Raw genomic sequence first — 14,624 nt, forward strand, 5'->3', positions numbered from 1 at the left:
TCGAAACGAGCGGGATGTTAGTCCGGTTCGCTTCCGGTCAATCACCTTGATCGGCCTGCGTCATACTGTTATCGAGGCTTCCTGGCTGCAACCAGTATAGGGAGTGTGATGCAGTGCTCAACCCTTGTTTGCCAGTCACGCCTTCCGGGCTGGCTGCCGGGCTGGCAACGGGTCCGGCATGCGTGCGGGAACGGATGCCTTTCATCCTGTAAGACCGTAGTGCTGAATATCCTACAGCCTGTGCTGGCGCGGCAAGCGATTCAGCAGAGCTCTCCCCGCGGCGGGACGAATTCGGGTATATTATGGCGCTTTTATGCGAGCGGACTGGCGGCCACAGTGCGGCACCGCCCAACTCAGCCCGATTCGTCGACAACAGGAACACCACACCATGATGCGTACCCATTATTGCGGCCAGCTGAACGAAACGCTGGCGGACCAGGAAGTCACACTTTGCGGCTGGGTCCACCGCCGCCGCGACCATGGCGGGGTGATCTTTCTCGACATACGTGACCGCGAAGGTCTGGCACAGGTTGTTTTCGATCCGGATCGCGAAGAGACCTTTGCAGCCGCTGACCGGGTGCGCAGTGAGTACGTGGTCAAGGTGCGCGGCAAGGTCCGTCCGCGTCCCGCTGGCGCGGTGAACCCGAACATGGCCTCCGGCGCGATTGAAGTGCTGGGTTATGATCTCGAAGTGCTCAACCAGGCCGAAACACCGCCGTTCCCGCTGGATGAGTATTCTGACGTGGGGGAGGAAACGCGTCTGCGTTACCGCTTCATCGACCTGCGTCGTCCTGAGATGGCCGAGAAGCTGAAGTTGCGCTCGCGCATTACCAGCAGCATCCGCCGTTATATGGATGAGAACGGATTCCTCGACGTTGAAACGCCGATTCTGACCCGCGCAACGCCGGAAGGCGCGCGTGATTATCTGGTGCCCAGCCGCACCCACCCCGGCAGCTTCTTTGCGCTCCCGCAGTCGCCCCAGCTGTTCAAGCAGTTGCTGATGGTGGCCGGGTTTGACCGCTACTATCAGATTGCCAAGTGCTTCCGTGATGAAGATCTGCGCGCTGACCGTCAGCCCGAGTTCACCCAGATCGATATCGAAACAAGCTTTCTTGACGAAACCGACATCATGGGCCTGACCGAAGGCATGATTCGTGGGCTGTTCAAGGAAGTGCTCGGTCTCGAACTCGACGCCTTCCCGCACATGAGCTTCGAAGAAGCCATGCGCCGTTACGGATCGGACAAGCCGGACCTGCGTAACCCGCTGGAACTGGTGGACGTGGCTGATCAATTGAGCCAGGTTGAATTCAAGGTCTTCAGCGGTCCGGCTACGGACCCGAAAGGTCGTGTTGCTGCGTTGCGCGTGCCGGGCGGGGCGAGCATGCCGCGCAAGCAGATTGACGATTACACCAAGTTTGTCGGCATCTACGGCGCCAAGGGCCTGGCCTATATAAAGGTCAACGAGCGCGCCAAAGGTCTGGAGGGCTTGCAGTCGCCGATCGTCAAGTTCATTCCTGAGGATAACCTCAACGTCATTCTCGATCGGGTTGGCGCAGTGGACGGCGACATTGTGTTCTTCGGTGCCGACAAGGCCAAGATCGTGTCCGAGGCACTGGGCGCGCTGCGTATCAAGCTTGGCCATGACCTGAATCTGCTCACCTGTGAATGGGCTCCGCTGTGGGTCGTTGACTTCCCGATGTTCGAGGAGAACGACGACGGCAGCCTGAGCGCATTGCACCATCCGTTCACCGCGCCGAAATGCACGCCGGAAGAGCTGGCGGCCAATCCGGCCAACGCCCTGTCACGTGCCTATGACATGGTGCTTAACGGCACCGAGCTGGGCGGCGGGTCGATTCGTATCCACCGCAAGGATATGCAGCAGACCGTGTTTGGCATCCTCGGCATCAGCGCCGAAGAGCAGCAGGAGAAATTCGGCTTCCTGCTCGACGCATTGAAATACGGTGCGCCGCCGCACGGTGGTCTGGCGTTCGGACTGGATCGCCTGGTCATGCTGATGACCGGCGCTGCGTCGATCCGTGAAGTCATCGCCTTCCCGAAAACCCAGAGCGCTGCGGACGTCATGACCCAGGCGCCGGGTATGGTTGATACCAAGCAATTGCGCGAGCTGCACATTCGTCTGCGCGAGCAACCGAAGGTCGAAGGTTAATAATGCGTTAAGGAGTCTCTGAAAACGTAGCGGGCGTAAGCCGCGCTGCGCTTACCTGGAGGCTCCTTGATCGAGTACGGAGTTATTCATGGCCGGACATTCCAAATGGGCCAATATCAAGCACCGCAAGGCCGCTCAGGACGCCAAGCGGGGCAAGGTATTTACCAAGCTGATTCGTGAGCTGACCGTGGCCGCCAAGCTCGGCGGGCCGGTGCCAGCCGATAACCCACGCTTGCGGTCAGCGGTCGACAAGGCGCTGACGGCGAACATGACCCGCGACACTATCGATCGTGCGATCGCTCGTGGTGCCGGCAGTAATGATGCCGACAACATGGAAGAGCTCACCTATGAAGGCTATGGCGCGGGTGGGGTGGCGATTCTTGTTGAGGTCATGACTGATAACCGCAATCGCACCGTCAGCGAGGTACGCCATGCCTTCAACAAGTGTGGTGGCAACCTGGGTACTGACGGGTCGGTAGCCTACCTGTTTACCCGCCGCGGTCAGATCAGCTACGCCGCGGGAACCGACGAGGAGGCCTTGCTTGAGGCTGCACTCGAGGCCGGTGCCGAGGATGTGGTGACCAATATGGACGGTTCGCTGGATGTGTTCACCGCCTTCGAAGAGTTCGGAGCGGTCAAGGACGCGTTGGACGCCGCTGGATTTATCAGCGAGTCGGCGGACGTGGCGATGATCCCGTCAACGACTACGACACTGGATCTGGATACCGCGGAGAAAGTGATCCGTCTGGTCGACATGCTGGAAGATCTGGACGACGTGCAGAACGTGTACAGTAATGCCGACATTCCGGATGATGTGCTGGAACAGATGAGCTGACCGAGGCGGCGATCAACGGCGCTGTCCGCAGAGCATCATGGGAGGCGTTGCCTCCCATTTTCATATCGGGCATCTTGCCTGTATGACTGCGCAGCACACCGCGGACGGTGGCGCTGGCGATCTTCAAGGAAACGATATACATGGCCCTGATACTGGGTATCGACCCCGGCTCGCGGATAACCGGCTTCGGCATTGTTCGTGAGCGGGCAGGGCAGTGCGAGTATGTGACCTCTGGTTGCATCCGCCTGGGGGATGGACCTTTCCCGGGCCGGCTACAACAGATATTCGAGCATTTGTCCGAGTTGATCACTACCTACCAGCCGACCATTCTGAGCATCGAGCAGGTGTTCCTCGCACGCAATCCCGATTCGGCGCTCAAGCTGGGCCAGGCGCGTGGCGCGGCGATTGTGGCTGCAGTCAATGCGGGTCTGGATGTGCATGAATACACTGCGCGTCAGGTGAAGCAATCTGTAGTCGGCACGGGCGCGGCGGACAAAACGCAGGTGCAGCACATGGTGACCCAGCTTTTGGGTTTGTCGGGTACGCCTCAGGCCGATGCGGCCGATGCACTGGCCATCGCCCTGTGTCATGCCCATTCGGCTGCGTTGCACGCGCAACTGGGGGGCGGATTGATCGGGCTGCGCTCGGGGCGAATGCGTCGCCGTTAATAGAGAGAGGAAGACGAGTGATTGGCAGGCTGACAGGCATTTTGCTGGAGAAACAACCGCCGCATATTCTGCTGGACGTCCAGGGCGTGGGCTACGAGCTGGACGCGCCCATGAGCACGTTCTATCAACTACCGGCGACGGGCGAAAAAACCACGCTGCACACGCATATGGTAGTGCGCGAAGATGCCCAACTGCTTTACGCCTTTTCAACAAAGCGGGATCGCGAGTTGTTCCGCGAGCTGATCCGTCTGAACGGCGTCGGCCCCAAGCTGGCGCTGGCGCTGATGTCGGGGCTGGATGTCGATGAGCTCGTTCGGGCGGTGCAGTCACAGGATACCAGCGCGCTGACCAGGGTGCCGGGCGTCGGCAAGAAAACCGCCGAACGCTTGTTGGTCGAGCTCAAGGACAGATTCAAGGCATGGGAGGCCATGCCCGGGTCATTCAAGCCACTGGTAACCGGTGTTGCTGCGGCGCCGTCGATGACGGCAGACGCCGTCAGTGCTTTGATCACGCTCGGCTATAAGCCGCAGGAGGCGAGCAAGGCGGTGGCAGCAGTAGAAGAAGACGGGCTGAGCAGCGAAGAGTTGATTCGCCGTGCGCTCAAGGGCATGGTGTAGCAGCTGCAGCGCTACTGTCAGACATTAATCGCCACGGACACCGCATGCTGGAAGAAGACCGTTTGATCGCTGCCGCCCCTCGGCAGCAGGAAGAAGTGATAGACCGGGCAATTCGCCCGTACCGGTTGGCCGATTACATCGGTCAGCCGACCGTGCGCGAGCAAATGGAGCTGTTCATCAAGGCAGCCAAGGGTCGCGGCGAGGCGCTGGATCATGTGCTGATCTTCGGTCCGCCGGGCCTGGGCAAGACCACTCTGGCCAATATCATTGCTCAGGAAATGGGCGTGAAAATCAAGAGCACCTCCGGCCCGGTGCTCGAGCGGGCCGGCGATCTGGCGGCCATGCTCACCAACCTTGAAGCAGGTGATGTGCTGTTTGTTGATGAAATTCATCGCCTGTCGCCCGTGGTCGAGGAAATCCTCTACCCGGCGATGGAGGACTATCAGCTCGATATCATGATCGGTGAGGGCCCTGCGGCACGCTCGATCAAGCTGGACCTGCCCCCTTTTACGCTGGTCGGAGCGACCACCCGCGCCGGGATGCTGACCAATCCATTGCGGGACCGTTTTGGTATTGTCCAGCGCCTGGAGTTCTATGGGGTTGATGATTTGTCGGTGATCGTGGGCCGTTCGGCCGGAATCCTCGGACTGGATCTGCATCCGGACGGTGCCAGGGAGATCGCGCGCCGTTCGCGGGGCACACCGCGTATCGCCAATCGTTTGCTGCGTCGAGTACGTGATTTCGCGGAGGTGCGTAACCACGGAAAGATTACCAAGGACGTTGCCGATAAGGCTCTGAATCTGCTGGATGTGGATGAACAAGGTTTCGATCATATGGACCGACGGTTACTGCTGACCATGATCGACAAGTTTGATGGCGGCCCGGTGGGGGTGGACAGCCTGGCGGCAGCCATCAGCGAAGAGCGGCACACCATAGAAGATGTCCTCGAGCCTTACCTGATTCAACAGGGTTTCATCATGCGCACGCCACGTGGGCGGGTTGTGACCCGGCACGCCTACCTGTATTTTGGCCTCGATCTTCCGGCGACGATGGAACAGATGTCGCGGGACCTGTTTGATCCCGGCTGACGCAGAAAAAATATTTTCGCTTCCCCGAGAATTTCTATATGCAAGAGCTTCGGTTGTATCTACATTATGCGCGCTGACACTTCAGGGACACCGTTTTCCATACGGGCCCGGGTCTACTTCGAAGACACCGATGCCGGGGGCATCGTCTACTACGTCAACTATCTGAAATTCATGGAGCGGGCGCGAACCGAGCTGGTACGCAGCCTGGGATTCAACCAGAGCAGATTGCAGGGCGATAACGTCATTTTCGTAGTGCACTCGGTAGCGGCTCGCTATCACGCGCCCGCTCGTCTGGACGATGAACTTGTGATCTCTGCGGAGGTCTTGGAACTCAAGCGAACGAGCGTCCGCTTCCGCCAGCAGGTGAAACGGGCGGATGACATGGTGTTATGTGAGGGCGAAATTCTCGTAGCCTGCGTTAATGCAGACCACTACAAGCCCATAAAAATTCCAGCTGCTATGAGCGAAGCCTTCAAGGCTTGCCAGGCAGCACCTGTACGGCCGAGTTAGGAGAGGCAAGAGTGCAAGCTGATCAAATGTCAATGTGGCACCTTATATCCAGTGCGAGTCTGTTGGTGCAGCTGGTTATGCTGGTTCTGGTGGCCGCATCCGTAGTGTCCTGGGTAATGATTTTCCAGCGTAGCACTACTATTCGCTCGGCCAAGGCCGCGCTGGAAAATTTCGAAGACCGGTTCTGGTCCGGCATAGACCTGTCCAAGCTGTATCGTCAGGTAACCGGCAGTCCGGATAGCGATTCCGGTCTGGAGCAGATCTTCCGCGCAGGTTTCAAGGAATTCTCGCGGATGCGTCAGCAGACCGGAGTGGATCCAGAGGCTGTCATGGAAGCGGTACAGCGTTCCATGCGCGTGGCTATCTCCCGCGAGGAGGAGAAGCTCGAGCAGCACCTGTCTTTCCTGGCGACGGTTGGTTCGACCAGCCCTTATGTCGGTCTGTTCGGTACGGTGTGGGGGATCATGAACTCCTTCCGCGGGTTGGCCACTGTGCAGCAAGCCACGCTGGCAACGGTTGCACCGGGCATTGCCGAAGCACTTATCGCTACGGCCATGGGGCTATTTGCAGCTATTCCTGCGGTGATCGCCTATAACCGATTCTCTGCGCGCTCCGAGACGTTGATCAGCCGCTATTACACATTCGCTGACGAGTTCTCGAGCATCCTGCACCGTCGCGTGCATAGCCGGGACGAATAACAGGAGTCACGATGCAGGTTCAAGGCAGACGCCGCAAACGCAAACCGGTCGCCGAAATGAACGTCGTGCCCTATATCGACGTCATGCTGGTTTTGCTGGTGATTTTCATGGTGACCGCGCCCATGCTCAACCAGGGCGTGAAGGTCGACCTGCCGCAGGTGTCCAGCGAGGTGCTGCCCTCCGACAGCAATCAGCAAGTGCTGACCCTGTCTGTTCTGGCGGACGGCACCTATTACTGGAATCTGGGTGAAGCAGTGGATACCGAGAACCAGAGCGAGAGCGCTGTGTCTCTCGAGGAAATGTCAGAGAAGGTGACCAAGATTATCAATGCCCGACCGGATACGTTGGTATACATACGGGGCGATGAGTCGGCCAATTACGGTATCGTGGTAACCGCTATGGCAACGCTGCAACAGGCTGGCGTTCCCAATGTCGGATTGATTACCGAGGCACCGTGAATACGCGCGAACACCGGACTCCGGAAGAACACTCGGCAGGTTACGCTGCGCCTCTGCTGAAGGCGCTGGCGGTTCACCTGGTGGTAGCGATGATGCTGTTCGTTTCGTTCTCCTCAGCCCCCGAGTTCGAGCCGGCCAAGCCCATCGTGCAGGCGACTCTGGTACAGCTGGATTCGAAGAGCCCGGCGACCAACCAGACTGATCAGAAGATCGCCGGCGAATCGGCGCGCACGGCCGCGCCGCGCCACGAAGCCGAAGAGCTGGAACAACAGCAACAGCAGCAGCAACAGGAACAGGAAGCAGCCCAGCGCGCCGCCGAGGCCGAAAAGCAGGCCGCTGCCGCCGCAGCTGAAGCAGCCCGGGCCGAGCAGGAACGAAAGGCTGCTGCGGCGCGCGCCGAGGCAGAGCAGAAAGCCAGGCAGCAGGCTGAAGAAGAGATCAAGCGCAAAGCGGATGCCGCACGCAAAGCCGCTGAAGAAGAGGCTCGCAAGAAAGCCGCTGAAGCAGAGGCGGCGAAGAAGAAGGCTGCTGAGGAGGCCAAACGCAAGGCCGAAGAAGCTGCCAAACAGAAAGCCGCTGAAGCGGCCAGGAACAAAGCTGCTGAGGAAGCAAAAAAGAAAGCCGCCGAGGAGGCAAAGAAAAAAGCTGAAGCTGATCGCGTTGCCCGGCAGAAGCGCGAACAGGAAGAAGCCCGCGCCAAGGCGTTGGCCGAGTTGCTGGCTGAGGAAACGCAATACCAGCAGGCTCAGGCCAATCAGGTAGGTGACGAGGTAGCGGCCAGTTATGAAGACGTCATTCGGCGTTACGTTAGCGCTCAATGGCGCCGTCCACCCACCGCGCGAAACGGTATGGTGGTAGAAGTGAAGATCAGCATGTTGCCTACCGGGCAGATTACCGATGCGGTAGTGTCTCGTTCGAGTGGTGATGCGGGCTTTGACCAATCGGCAGTGCAGGCGGTGCGTAATGTGGGACGGATCCCGGAAATGCAACAATTGTCGCGGGATGATCCAACAACGTTCGATCGCAGGTTTCGTAACCTGACCCTGCGATTCAGGCCAGAGGACTTGTCATTTTGATAAAAGCAGCGAAATTAACCCGTTTATGGATGGCGGCCCTGGCCGTATTGTTCATGGCGCAGACGGCAATGGCGCAGAACGCTATTGAAATCACCCGTGGCACGGACAAGGCGACCCCGGTCGCAGTCGTTCCGCTTGGTTGGCAAGGTTCCTCGCCATTGCCTGAGGATGTGGCTGAGATTGTCGGCAATGACCTTGGTCATACCGGCATGTTTGTCGCGTTTGATCGCGGCAACATGCTCAGCTATCCGACCCAGGCCAGTGAGATATTCCCGCGGGACTGGAACGCGCTGGGGGTGCAGTACGTAGTGGCTGGCCGCGTTACCAATCCTTCGGCTGACCGCTTCGAAATCAAATATGTGCTTTACGGTGTGGCTCGTGAAGAGGTTCTGCTGTCCAAGACAGTAAGCGGTACCCAGCGGCAGCTGCGTGATATGGCGCACCATATGAGCGACGAGATTTTCGAGGAGCTCACCGGCGTCAAGGGGGCGTTCAATACCAAGCTGCTCTACGTGGCTGCTGAGCGTCACTCTGCGGACAATACGCGCTTCACATTGCAGCGTTCGGATTATGACGGCGCCCGTGCGGTGACTCTGCTCCAGTCCAAGGAGCCGATTCTGACGCCTTCCTATGCGCCGGATGGCCAGCGTATTGCGTACGTGTCTTTCGAGTCGCGCCGGCCGGAAATTTATGTTCATTACGTACAGACAGGGCGGCGCGAGCGTATCACCAGCTTCGAGGGCCTCAACGGGGCTCCGGCATGGTCGCCCGATGGCGAGCGGCTGGCATTTGTATTATCGCGGGATGGCAATCCCGAGATTTACGTGATGAATCTCGCCACCAAGGATATGCGGCGGGTGACCAACCACTACGGCATCGACACCGAGCCGGACTGGATGGATAACAACACGATCGTGTTCACTTCCGATCGGGGTGGTCGACCACAGATTTACAAGCAGAATATAAACGGCGGATCTTCGGAGCGCCTGACATTTGTTGGCAACTATAATGCTAACGCCAAGCTTTCGGTGGATGGGCAGACCATGGTCATGGTCCACCGGCAGCAGGGCTACCGTAATTTTCATATTGCCACTCAGGATCTGAAGAGCGGCAATCTGAGGATTTTGACAGAAACGTCGCTGGATGAGTCGCCTACTGTCGCTCCCAACGGCACTATGTTAATTTATGCCACCCGTCAACAGGGAAAAGGCGTTCTCATGCTGGTCTCGACTAACGGTCGTGCGCGGTCGGTCATACCGACACAGTTCACCGACCTGCGCGTGCCTTCATGGTCACCGTACCTGCCTTAGGGTGCAACAACACAAACCGTATGGGGTTTCAGGAGTTATATGATGGAAGTTATCAAGTTCGGCAAAGCAGCAGCTCTGATCGTAGCTTTTGGTGTAGTTGTAGGTTGTTCCTCCAAGGGTGGTGACGCGTCCGGTTCTGGCGCTGGCACAGGGGCAGTTGACCCGAACGCCGGTTACACCAGCACTTCTCCCTCTTCGATGGATGACGGTGTGAGCAGCGAAGAAGCCGCTCTGCGTGCGATCACTACTTTCTACTTCGAATTCGACAGCGCTGATCTGAAACAGGAAGCCATGCAGGCCCTGGACGTTCACGCCAAGGATCTGAAAGCCGAAGGCAATCGTGTGGTTCTTGAAGGCCATACCGACGAGCGCGGTACTCGCGAGTACAACATGGCTCTGGGCGAGCGTCGTGCCGGCGCCGTTCAGCGCTATCTGGTACTGCAAGGCGTTTCTCCTGCACAGCTGGAGCTGGTTTCCTACGGTGAAGAGAAGCCCGACGCACTGGGTTCCAGCGAAGAAGACTGGGCTCAGAACCGTCGCGTAGAACTGCGTAAGTAAAGAGGTCGCATGAAAGGGTTCAGGAGTGTTGCGTTTGTCTGTCTGCTGTCGCCGCTGATGGCGGCGGCGCAGGCACCGATTATTGACGGCAGCTCGGGCGGTGCTCGCCCCAGCCAGCCAGCCACTCCTGCGCCCGCGACGTCCGGGGGCCGGCTCTCGCTCGAGGGCCAGCTCATGCAGCAGCTGGACCAGCTGCAGCAAGAAGTATCAATGTTGCGTGGCCTGCTTGAAGAGCAGGAACATAGACTGAAACAGCTGGAACAGAACCAGCTTGATCAGTACGAGGATCTCGACCGCCGGTTAACATCGTTAACGGGCGGTACTACAGCACCATCGCGGAACGGGGCGGGCAATACCTCGCCTGATGATCCGCTAGCAACCGTACAGCCGCCAACCAATCAGGGACCGGCCGTTAATCCGCCGGCAGCGCAGCCGCAAGCGGGTGGAAACCGTCCCGATGGGGCGAGTCAGTCAGCCCCGGCGGACCCTGAGCGGGAAAAACTGCTTTACGAAGCCGCTTTCGATCTGGTTAAAACCCGGGACTTCGAAAAAGCGGCGATGGCATTCAACGCGTTTCTGCGTCGCTATCCGGATAGTACCTATGCAGGAAATGCACAGTACTGGCTGGGCGAAGTGCATCTGGCTCAGTCCGATCTGGACTCGGCTGGCCGCGCTTTCGCTCAGGTTATCAGTAATTTCCAGGGCCACCGCAAAGAAGCGGATGCCCTGTACAAGCTGGCGGATGTTGAGCGTCGTCTGGGCAATCCAGACAAGGCACGCCAGTTGTATCAGGAAGTCCTGTCCAAGCATCCCGGTTCTTCAGCTGCGCAACTGGCGCGGCGCGATCTGGATAATCTCGGATAATCACGTCCTGGCAGGGTAGTCAGCCCTGCCGCTGTACAACCTTCGGATCACCCCACATCATGAATAACGCTACCAAGCCCAAAGCCGTCGTGCTGTTGTCCGGCGGGCTCGATTCCGCGACCGTATTGGCTATGGCGCAGGCGCAGGGTTACGACTGTTTCGCTCTGAGCTTTCATTATGGCCAGCGTCACAGCGCTGAATTGGCGGCAGCATCGAGGCTTGCCAGCGTGGCGGGTGTAACCGAGCACAAGACCGTCAGGCTTGATCTGGACGGGATAGGTGGCTCTGCCCTGACGGATGAGAGTATCGCCGTGCCAGAGACGATGGGGGAGGGCATACCGGTTACCTATGTCCCGGCGCGAAACTCGGTGTTTCTCGCGCTGGCCCTGGGCTGGGCTGAAGTTATTCAGGCACAGGATATCTTCGTAGGTGTGAATGCCGTGGATTATTCCGGGTACCCGGACTGCAGACCTGAGTTTATTGCCGCTTTCGAGCACATGGCCAATCTTGCTACCCGCGCTGGCGTCGAAGGGACACGCTTCAGCATCAAGGCGCCTCTGCAGCACTTGAGCAAGGCAGAGATCATTCAGGCAGGCACCAGCCTTGGAGTGGATTACGCGTTAACGGTTTCCTGTTATCAGGCAGACCCGGACGGTCGGGCCTGTGGCCGCTGCGACAGCTGTACCTTACGCGCTGCAGGATTCGCTTCAGCCGGAGTGGCGGACGCTACGCGCTACCAGGATGCTGCTGTCCGGTAAAATGGCATAACGCAGGTTCGAGTAATACACAGCGAGGCGCGCCGTGGCAGGACAAACGGTCGCAAAAAAAGCGTAAAAAAATCTTGAGTTTCTGTGCTAAATCAGTAATATACCGCGCATCAAAGGGTCGTTAGCTCAGTTGGTAGAGCAGTTGGCTTTTAACCAATTGGTCGTAGGTTCGAATCCTACACGACCCACCATTTCCCTTGATTTTCCCTTCTATATTGTCTTTCAAGCTTTCCGTATGGGTTGGGGCTGAGTCAGGCCCAGAGCGTGCGTTCAACCTCCGCAACCTGACTAACCCCATGCCAATCTTTACTTCTTGATGTCGGCCTTGATGGTTTTTTTCATCGCCTCCATTTCCTTCCCTAGATCGTTCAGCTCGTCGTCCTTGAGCACCTCCCTGGCGTGGGGAAACATCTCGCTTTCTTCTTCCTCAATATGATGTTCCAGCAATTCCTTGAGCACCTTGATGCGCCCTGAAAACTGCATGGTGTCAGGCTGCGTCTTGAGCAGATCCGGCAGTACAAGCTCGCTGACTGCCCGATGTTCTTCCACTGCTTCGTGGAACATCTTTATCCCCTCCTTATCGCTAGCGTCGCGATAGGCTGGGTAGAAGATATCTTCTTCGATCCGGGTGTGGCTTAGTACTTCAGCTTCGATCTGAGCCAACACATCGGTGCGTGTCTTGGCGGCTCGCTCGGTCGTCGAGCTGATCTGTTCGAGCAGCTTTTTGAGTTTTTCGTGGTCCTGAATCAACAGGTCTATCGCATTCATGACGACTCCTCATCGACAGTCTCCGTAACGGACGGAAATATGGACCGACTGTGTCGGCCAGGATTCAGCGGATTCTTATTATCAGGACAATTGTCCGAGCTGATCCTGTCTTAACAGCGCCTTGATATTTGCCAGGTGTTGCTCTTCCTGCGTGAATGCCTTGCCAAAACTCTTGGCGATATCCTTCTGGCCGGCACTTTCGGCCATTTCGATCAGGAGTTCCCAGGCTGCGTTATCCGCCAGTTCGATAGTCAGCAGTGCGTTCAATGCATGCGAAATGTTAGTACGGGGGTCGGTAAGTACTTGCATGACCCCCAATGCGATTACCCCTACAACATCGGCCGAGGGCGTCATGGCGGTCGGGTCGGCACCGAGTTTTTCAATTGCGGCAACGAGCAGGTGAAAATGCTCTTCCTCTTCGTTGCGTATAGTCTCCAGCGTTTTCAGGAGATCCGGTGGCGCGCCGGCGCCGGTGTCGAGAGCCTGGACCTTGGCAATTGCGGCTTCATACAGACGTACGCCAGTACGTTCGTAAGCCAGCCGCTCACCCAGTTTGTCTATCAGCACCTCGGGGTTTTTGCCCATCATCTTTTCGAAGGTGGATTTGAGCATCCCCTTTGCCGAGCCCGGCACGGGAACCGACCCGATACGGCCGGATTCGGTGGTTTCGTTTCGACGAGCTATCAATAAATCTGATGCATTGCCTGGGACATCCGCAGCGTAGTGTTCTACTGCCTCTGCCATCTTCGCGGTGTCTTTGGGGGACATTTGGGCGCCGGTCAGGTTATGGCCCATTTTTGCTGAACTTACCATGGAAGCCTCCTAGGATTTCTTCTCTGCCAGTTCGGTACCCGGACGCCAGTTGTAACCTGCCGAGACGATGTTGGCCGGGATAATCGGGGTGTTCATCTGAGTGCGGTAAGCCAGCGACAGCGGACTTTCCTCTTGTTTGGGGACGTATTTGTTACCCGAAGTGCGGAGATTGACTTCCTCGGAGACGACCTTGCGAACGAACTCCCGCTGGCTCTTGAATTCAATCATTGCTGGTACAGATCCACCGATGATCTCGGCCGGATCGCGGCGTTCATATTGTTTGAACAGGTCACATACCAGATTCAGGTGGCCCAGCTCGTAATCCAGGAACCGCTCCCACATTGCCTTGATCCGCGGGTTGTCCTCCTGCTGTGCGCAACTTTCGTAGTTATAGACCTCCATGGCTTCGTGGATCAGCCACTTTTCCAGGAAAGACTCGTCAGGATCCATGAGCGATCCATACTGGGTGACGTGCTGCTCCTCCACCGAGGCAATCTCGGCGTAAAGCTGGCGCGCCACAGGATCGGCGAATAGCGGGCCGATGTTCATGTAGTAGTCGTGGGTTTGATACTCCGCTGCGGTAATCATCGCTGCGTGAATCTTGGTGATAAGTGCAGCGTTTTCCCGCTCGTAATTATCGCGCAGATCGCTTTCAGGGGCGCGGTGATGCTCGGAGGTGGGGCGGCCAGGAATCATATCGGTATAGCCCTGCAGGATGTTGTTCGCATCCTTGCCTTCGAGCCGGTCCAGCATCGCGGAATAGCGGTACAGGTGATCGAAATCCTCAAGCAGCCCGAAGCGGTACGTCTGCGCCTGGTAAGGATCCGGTTCGTTCTGAGCAACGGCTGCTGTCACTTCGATAGCCACCTGTTCGTAGGCGACTGTGGTTTCCAGTGGGGAGTGGTCAGAGGAGAGGAGCCAGTTGATCGACGTCATCTGGTGCTGCTCGACTCGACGCACCTGCGCCAGCGGCAACCTTAATGCTTTATTCATCCTTGCACCAATGTGTTTCAAACGCAGCGCATCTTGCTCGATACCGTTCATAAGTATCACGCGCACGCGAGTAAACGCATCATCGTCCAGTTTGCTGATCGGCTTGCTGGCTATGTCCTTCCAGGAAAATTCCTGCTTTTCAAGCGGAACGCCCTGGTTGTCGAATATTCCCGAAAGTCCGTGCATGAATGCCTCCAGACGTTAATGGCATGTTGATGTGGTAGTACAAAGTAGAAGTTTAACCAGCGAGAACGTTCATACTTTTTATATATCAAATGGTTCTTAGCTGCGGTTTTTAATTCCGCAAAAAATTAAACCGAAACCGGTTGATAAAGCAGTATCACGCCGCTGTGCTTCAACTATGGGGTCGTGAATTTATGAGTAAAATCCGCTGAATTTCGGGACGAACCGTTTCACGCTACTTCACGCTACTT

Annotated in this window: 16 protein-coding genes and 1 tRNA gene; 14 read left to right on the forward strand and 3 right to left on the reverse strand. The window is 57.5% G+C overall.

Annotated features, from left to right (window positions below):
• Window positions 1-388: 388 nt before the first annotated feature.
• From aspS to HG264_RS00745, 14 genes are all read left to right on the forward strand, one after another.
• Window positions 389-2,167, forward strand: a complete 1,779-nt coding sequence (aspS, locus tag HG264_RS00680; RefSeq protein WP_169405860.1) for an aspartate--tRNA ligase — start codon at window positions 389-391, stop codon at window positions 2,165-2,167.
• An 88-nt stretch (window positions 2,168-2,255) separates the two neighbouring features.
• Window positions 2,256-3,002 (forward strand): YebC/PmpR family DNA-binding transcriptional regulator, encoded by a 747-nt coding sequence (locus HG264_RS00685; protein ID WP_169405861.1) that lies wholly within the window; start codon window positions 2,256-2,258, stop codon window positions 3,000-3,002.
• A 140-nt stretch (window positions 3,003-3,142) separates the two neighbouring features.
• Complete coding sequence (gene ruvC, locus HG264_RS00690) at window positions 3,143-3,670, forward strand: crossover junction endodeoxyribonuclease RuvC (RefSeq protein WP_169405862.1); 528 nt, start codon at window positions 3,143-3,145, stop codon at window positions 3,668-3,670.
• Window positions 3,671-3,687: 17 nt separating this feature from the next.
• Window positions 3,688-4,287 (forward strand): Holliday junction branch migration protein RuvA, encoded by a 600-nt coding sequence (ruvA, locus tag HG264_RS00695; RefSeq protein ID WP_169405863.1) that lies wholly within the window; start codon window positions 3,688-3,690, stop codon window positions 4,285-4,287.
• A 44-nt stretch (window positions 4,288-4,331) separates the two neighbouring features.
• The gene (ruvB, locus tag HG264_RS00700; RefSeq protein ID WP_169405864.1) at window positions 4,332-5,375 is read left to right on the forward strand and encodes a Holliday junction branch migration DNA helicase RuvB; all 1,044 of its coding nucleotides are present in this window, start codon (window positions 4,332-4,334) and stop codon (window positions 5,373-5,375) included.
• 66 nt (window positions 5,376-5,441) lie between these two features.
• Window positions 5,442-5,885, forward strand: coding sequence for a tol-pal system-associated acyl-CoA thioesterase (gene ybgC, locus HG264_RS00705; protein ID WP_169405865.1), 444 nt, complete (start codon window positions 5,442-5,444; stop codon window positions 5,883-5,885).
• A gap of 26 nt (window positions 5,886-5,911) precedes the next feature.
• Window positions 5,912-6,583, forward strand: coding sequence for a protein TolQ (gene tolQ, locus HG264_RS00710; RefSeq protein WP_169408962.1), 672 nt, complete (start codon window positions 5,912-5,914; stop codon window positions 6,581-6,583).
• 11 nt (window positions 6,584-6,594) lie between these two features.
• The gene (gene tolR, locus HG264_RS00715; RefSeq protein WP_169405866.1) at window positions 6,595-7,041 is read left to right on the forward strand and encodes a protein TolR; all 447 of its coding nucleotides are present in this window, start codon (window positions 6,595-6,597) and stop codon (window positions 7,039-7,041) included.
• The gene (gene tolA / locus HG264_RS00720) at window positions 7,038-8,117 is read left to right on the forward strand and encodes a cell envelope integrity protein TolA (protein WP_256663730.1); all 1,080 of its coding nucleotides are present in this window, start codon (window positions 7,038-7,040) and stop codon (window positions 8,115-8,117) included. The genes tolR and tolA overlap by 4 nt, the downstream gene beginning before the upstream one ends.
• 29 nt (window positions 8,118-8,146) lie before the next feature.
• Window positions 8,147-9,427, forward strand: a complete 1,281-nt coding sequence (tolB, locus tag HG264_RS00725) for a Tol-Pal system beta propeller repeat protein TolB (RefSeq protein ID WP_169408964.1) — start codon at window positions 8,147-8,149, stop codon at window positions 9,425-9,427.
• Window positions 9,428-9,469: 42 nt separating this feature from the next.
• Window positions 9,470-9,985 carry a peptidoglycan-associated lipoprotein Pal gene (pal, locus tag HG264_RS00730; protein ID WP_169405867.1) on the forward strand — a complete coding sequence of 172 codons (516 nt, stop codon included), beginning with the start codon at window positions 9,470-9,472 and terminating at the stop codon, window positions 9,983-9,985.
• Between the two features lie 9 nt (window positions 9,986-9,994).
• Window positions 9,995-10,849, forward strand: coding sequence for a tol-pal system protein YbgF (ybgF, locus tag HG264_RS00735; protein ID WP_169405868.1), 855 nt, complete (start codon window positions 9,995-9,997; stop codon window positions 10,847-10,849).
• A 59-nt stretch (window positions 10,850-10,908) separates the two neighbouring features.
• A complete protein-coding gene (gene queC, locus HG264_RS00740) occupies window positions 10,909-11,607 on the forward strand; it encodes a 7-cyano-7-deazaguanine synthase QueC (protein ID WP_169405869.1) in 699 nt (232 codons plus the stop codon).
• Window positions 11,608-11,731: 124 nt separating this feature from the next.
• A tRNA-Lys gene (locus HG264_RS00745) sits at window positions 11,732-11,807 on the forward strand.
• Between the two features lie 115 nt (window positions 11,808-11,922).
• Here the strand turns inward: HG264_RS00745 and HG264_RS00750 are convergent.
• The 3 genes from HG264_RS00750 to HG264_RS00760 form a co-directional block, all read right to left on the reverse strand.
• Window positions 11,923-12,384, reverse strand: a complete 462-nt coding sequence (locus HG264_RS00750; protein WP_169405870.1) for a hemerythrin domain-containing protein — start codon at window positions 12,382-12,384, stop codon at window positions 11,923-11,925.
• Window positions 12,385-12,465: 81 nt separating this feature from the next.
• Complete coding sequence (locus HG264_RS00755; RefSeq protein ID WP_169405871.1) at window positions 12,466-13,197, reverse strand: ferritin-like domain-containing protein; 732 nt, start codon at window positions 13,195-13,197, stop codon at window positions 12,466-12,468.
• A 9-nt stretch (window positions 13,198-13,206) separates the two neighbouring features.
• Window positions 13,207-14,376, reverse strand: a complete 1,170-nt coding sequence (locus HG264_RS00760; protein ID WP_169405872.1) for a hypothetical protein — start codon at window positions 14,374-14,376, stop codon at window positions 13,207-13,209.
• Window positions 14,377-14,624: the final 248 nt, after the last annotated feature.

It is taken from the genome of Pseudomonas sp. gcc21 (assembly GCF_012844345.1).
Taxonomy (GTDB): domain Bacteria; phylum Pseudomonadota; class Gammaproteobacteria; order Pseudomonadales; family Pseudomonadaceae; genus Halopseudomonas.

Bases quoted from the DNA above. Each gene is read 5' to 3' on its own strand.
- pal (WP_169405867.1), top strand. From the start codon at position 9,470: ATGGAAGTTATCAAGTTCGGCAAAGCAGCAGCTCTGATCGTAGCTTTT.
- ruvB (WP_169405864.1), top strand. From the start codon at position 4,332: ATGCTGGAAGAAGACCGTTTGATCGCTGCCGCCCCTCGGCAGCAGGAA.
- ybgF (WP_169405868.1), top strand. From the start codon at position 9,995: ATGAAAGGGTTCAGGAGTGTTGCGTTTGTCTGTCTGCTGTCGCCGCTG.
- HG264_RS00755 (WP_169405871.1), bottom strand. From the start codon at position 13,197: ATGGTAAGTTCAGCAAAAATGGGCCATAACCTGACCGGCGCCCAAATG.
- tolQ (WP_169408962.1), top strand. From the start codon at position 5,912: ATGTCAATGTGGCACCTTATATCCAGTGCGAGTCTGTTGGTGCAGCTG.
- aspS (WP_169405860.1), top strand. From the start codon at position 389: ATGATGCGTACCCATTATTGCGGCCAGCTGAACGAAACGCTGGCGGAC.
- queC (WP_169405869.1), top strand. From the start codon at position 10,909: ATGAATAACGCTACCAAGCCCAAAGCCGTCGTGCTGTTGTCCGGCGGG.
- HG264_RS00760 (WP_169405872.1), bottom strand. From the start codon at position 14,376: ATGCACGGACTTTCGGGAATATTCGACAACCAGGGCGTTCCGCTTGAA.
- ybgC (WP_169405865.1), top strand. From the start codon at position 5,442: ATGCGCGCTGACACTTCAGGGACACCGTTTTCCATACGGGCCCGGGTC.
- ruvC (WP_169405862.1), top strand. From the start codon at position 3,143: ATGGCCCTGATACTGGGTATCGACCCCGGCTCGCGGATAACCGGCTTC.
- HG264_RS00685 (WP_169405861.1), top strand. From the start codon at position 2,256: ATGGCCGGACATTCCAAATGGGCCAATATCAAGCACCGCAAGGCCGCT.
- HG264_RS00750 (WP_169405870.1), bottom strand. From the start codon at position 12,384: ATGAATGCGATAGACCTGTTGATTCAGGACCACGAAAAACTCAAAAAG.
- tolR (WP_169405866.1), top strand. From the start codon at position 6,595: ATGCAGGTTCAAGGCAGACGCCGCAAACGCAAACCGGTCGCCGAAATG.
- tolB (WP_169408964.1), top strand. From the start codon at position 8,147: ATGGCGGCCCTGGCCGTATTGTTCATGGCGCAGACGGCAATGGCGCAG.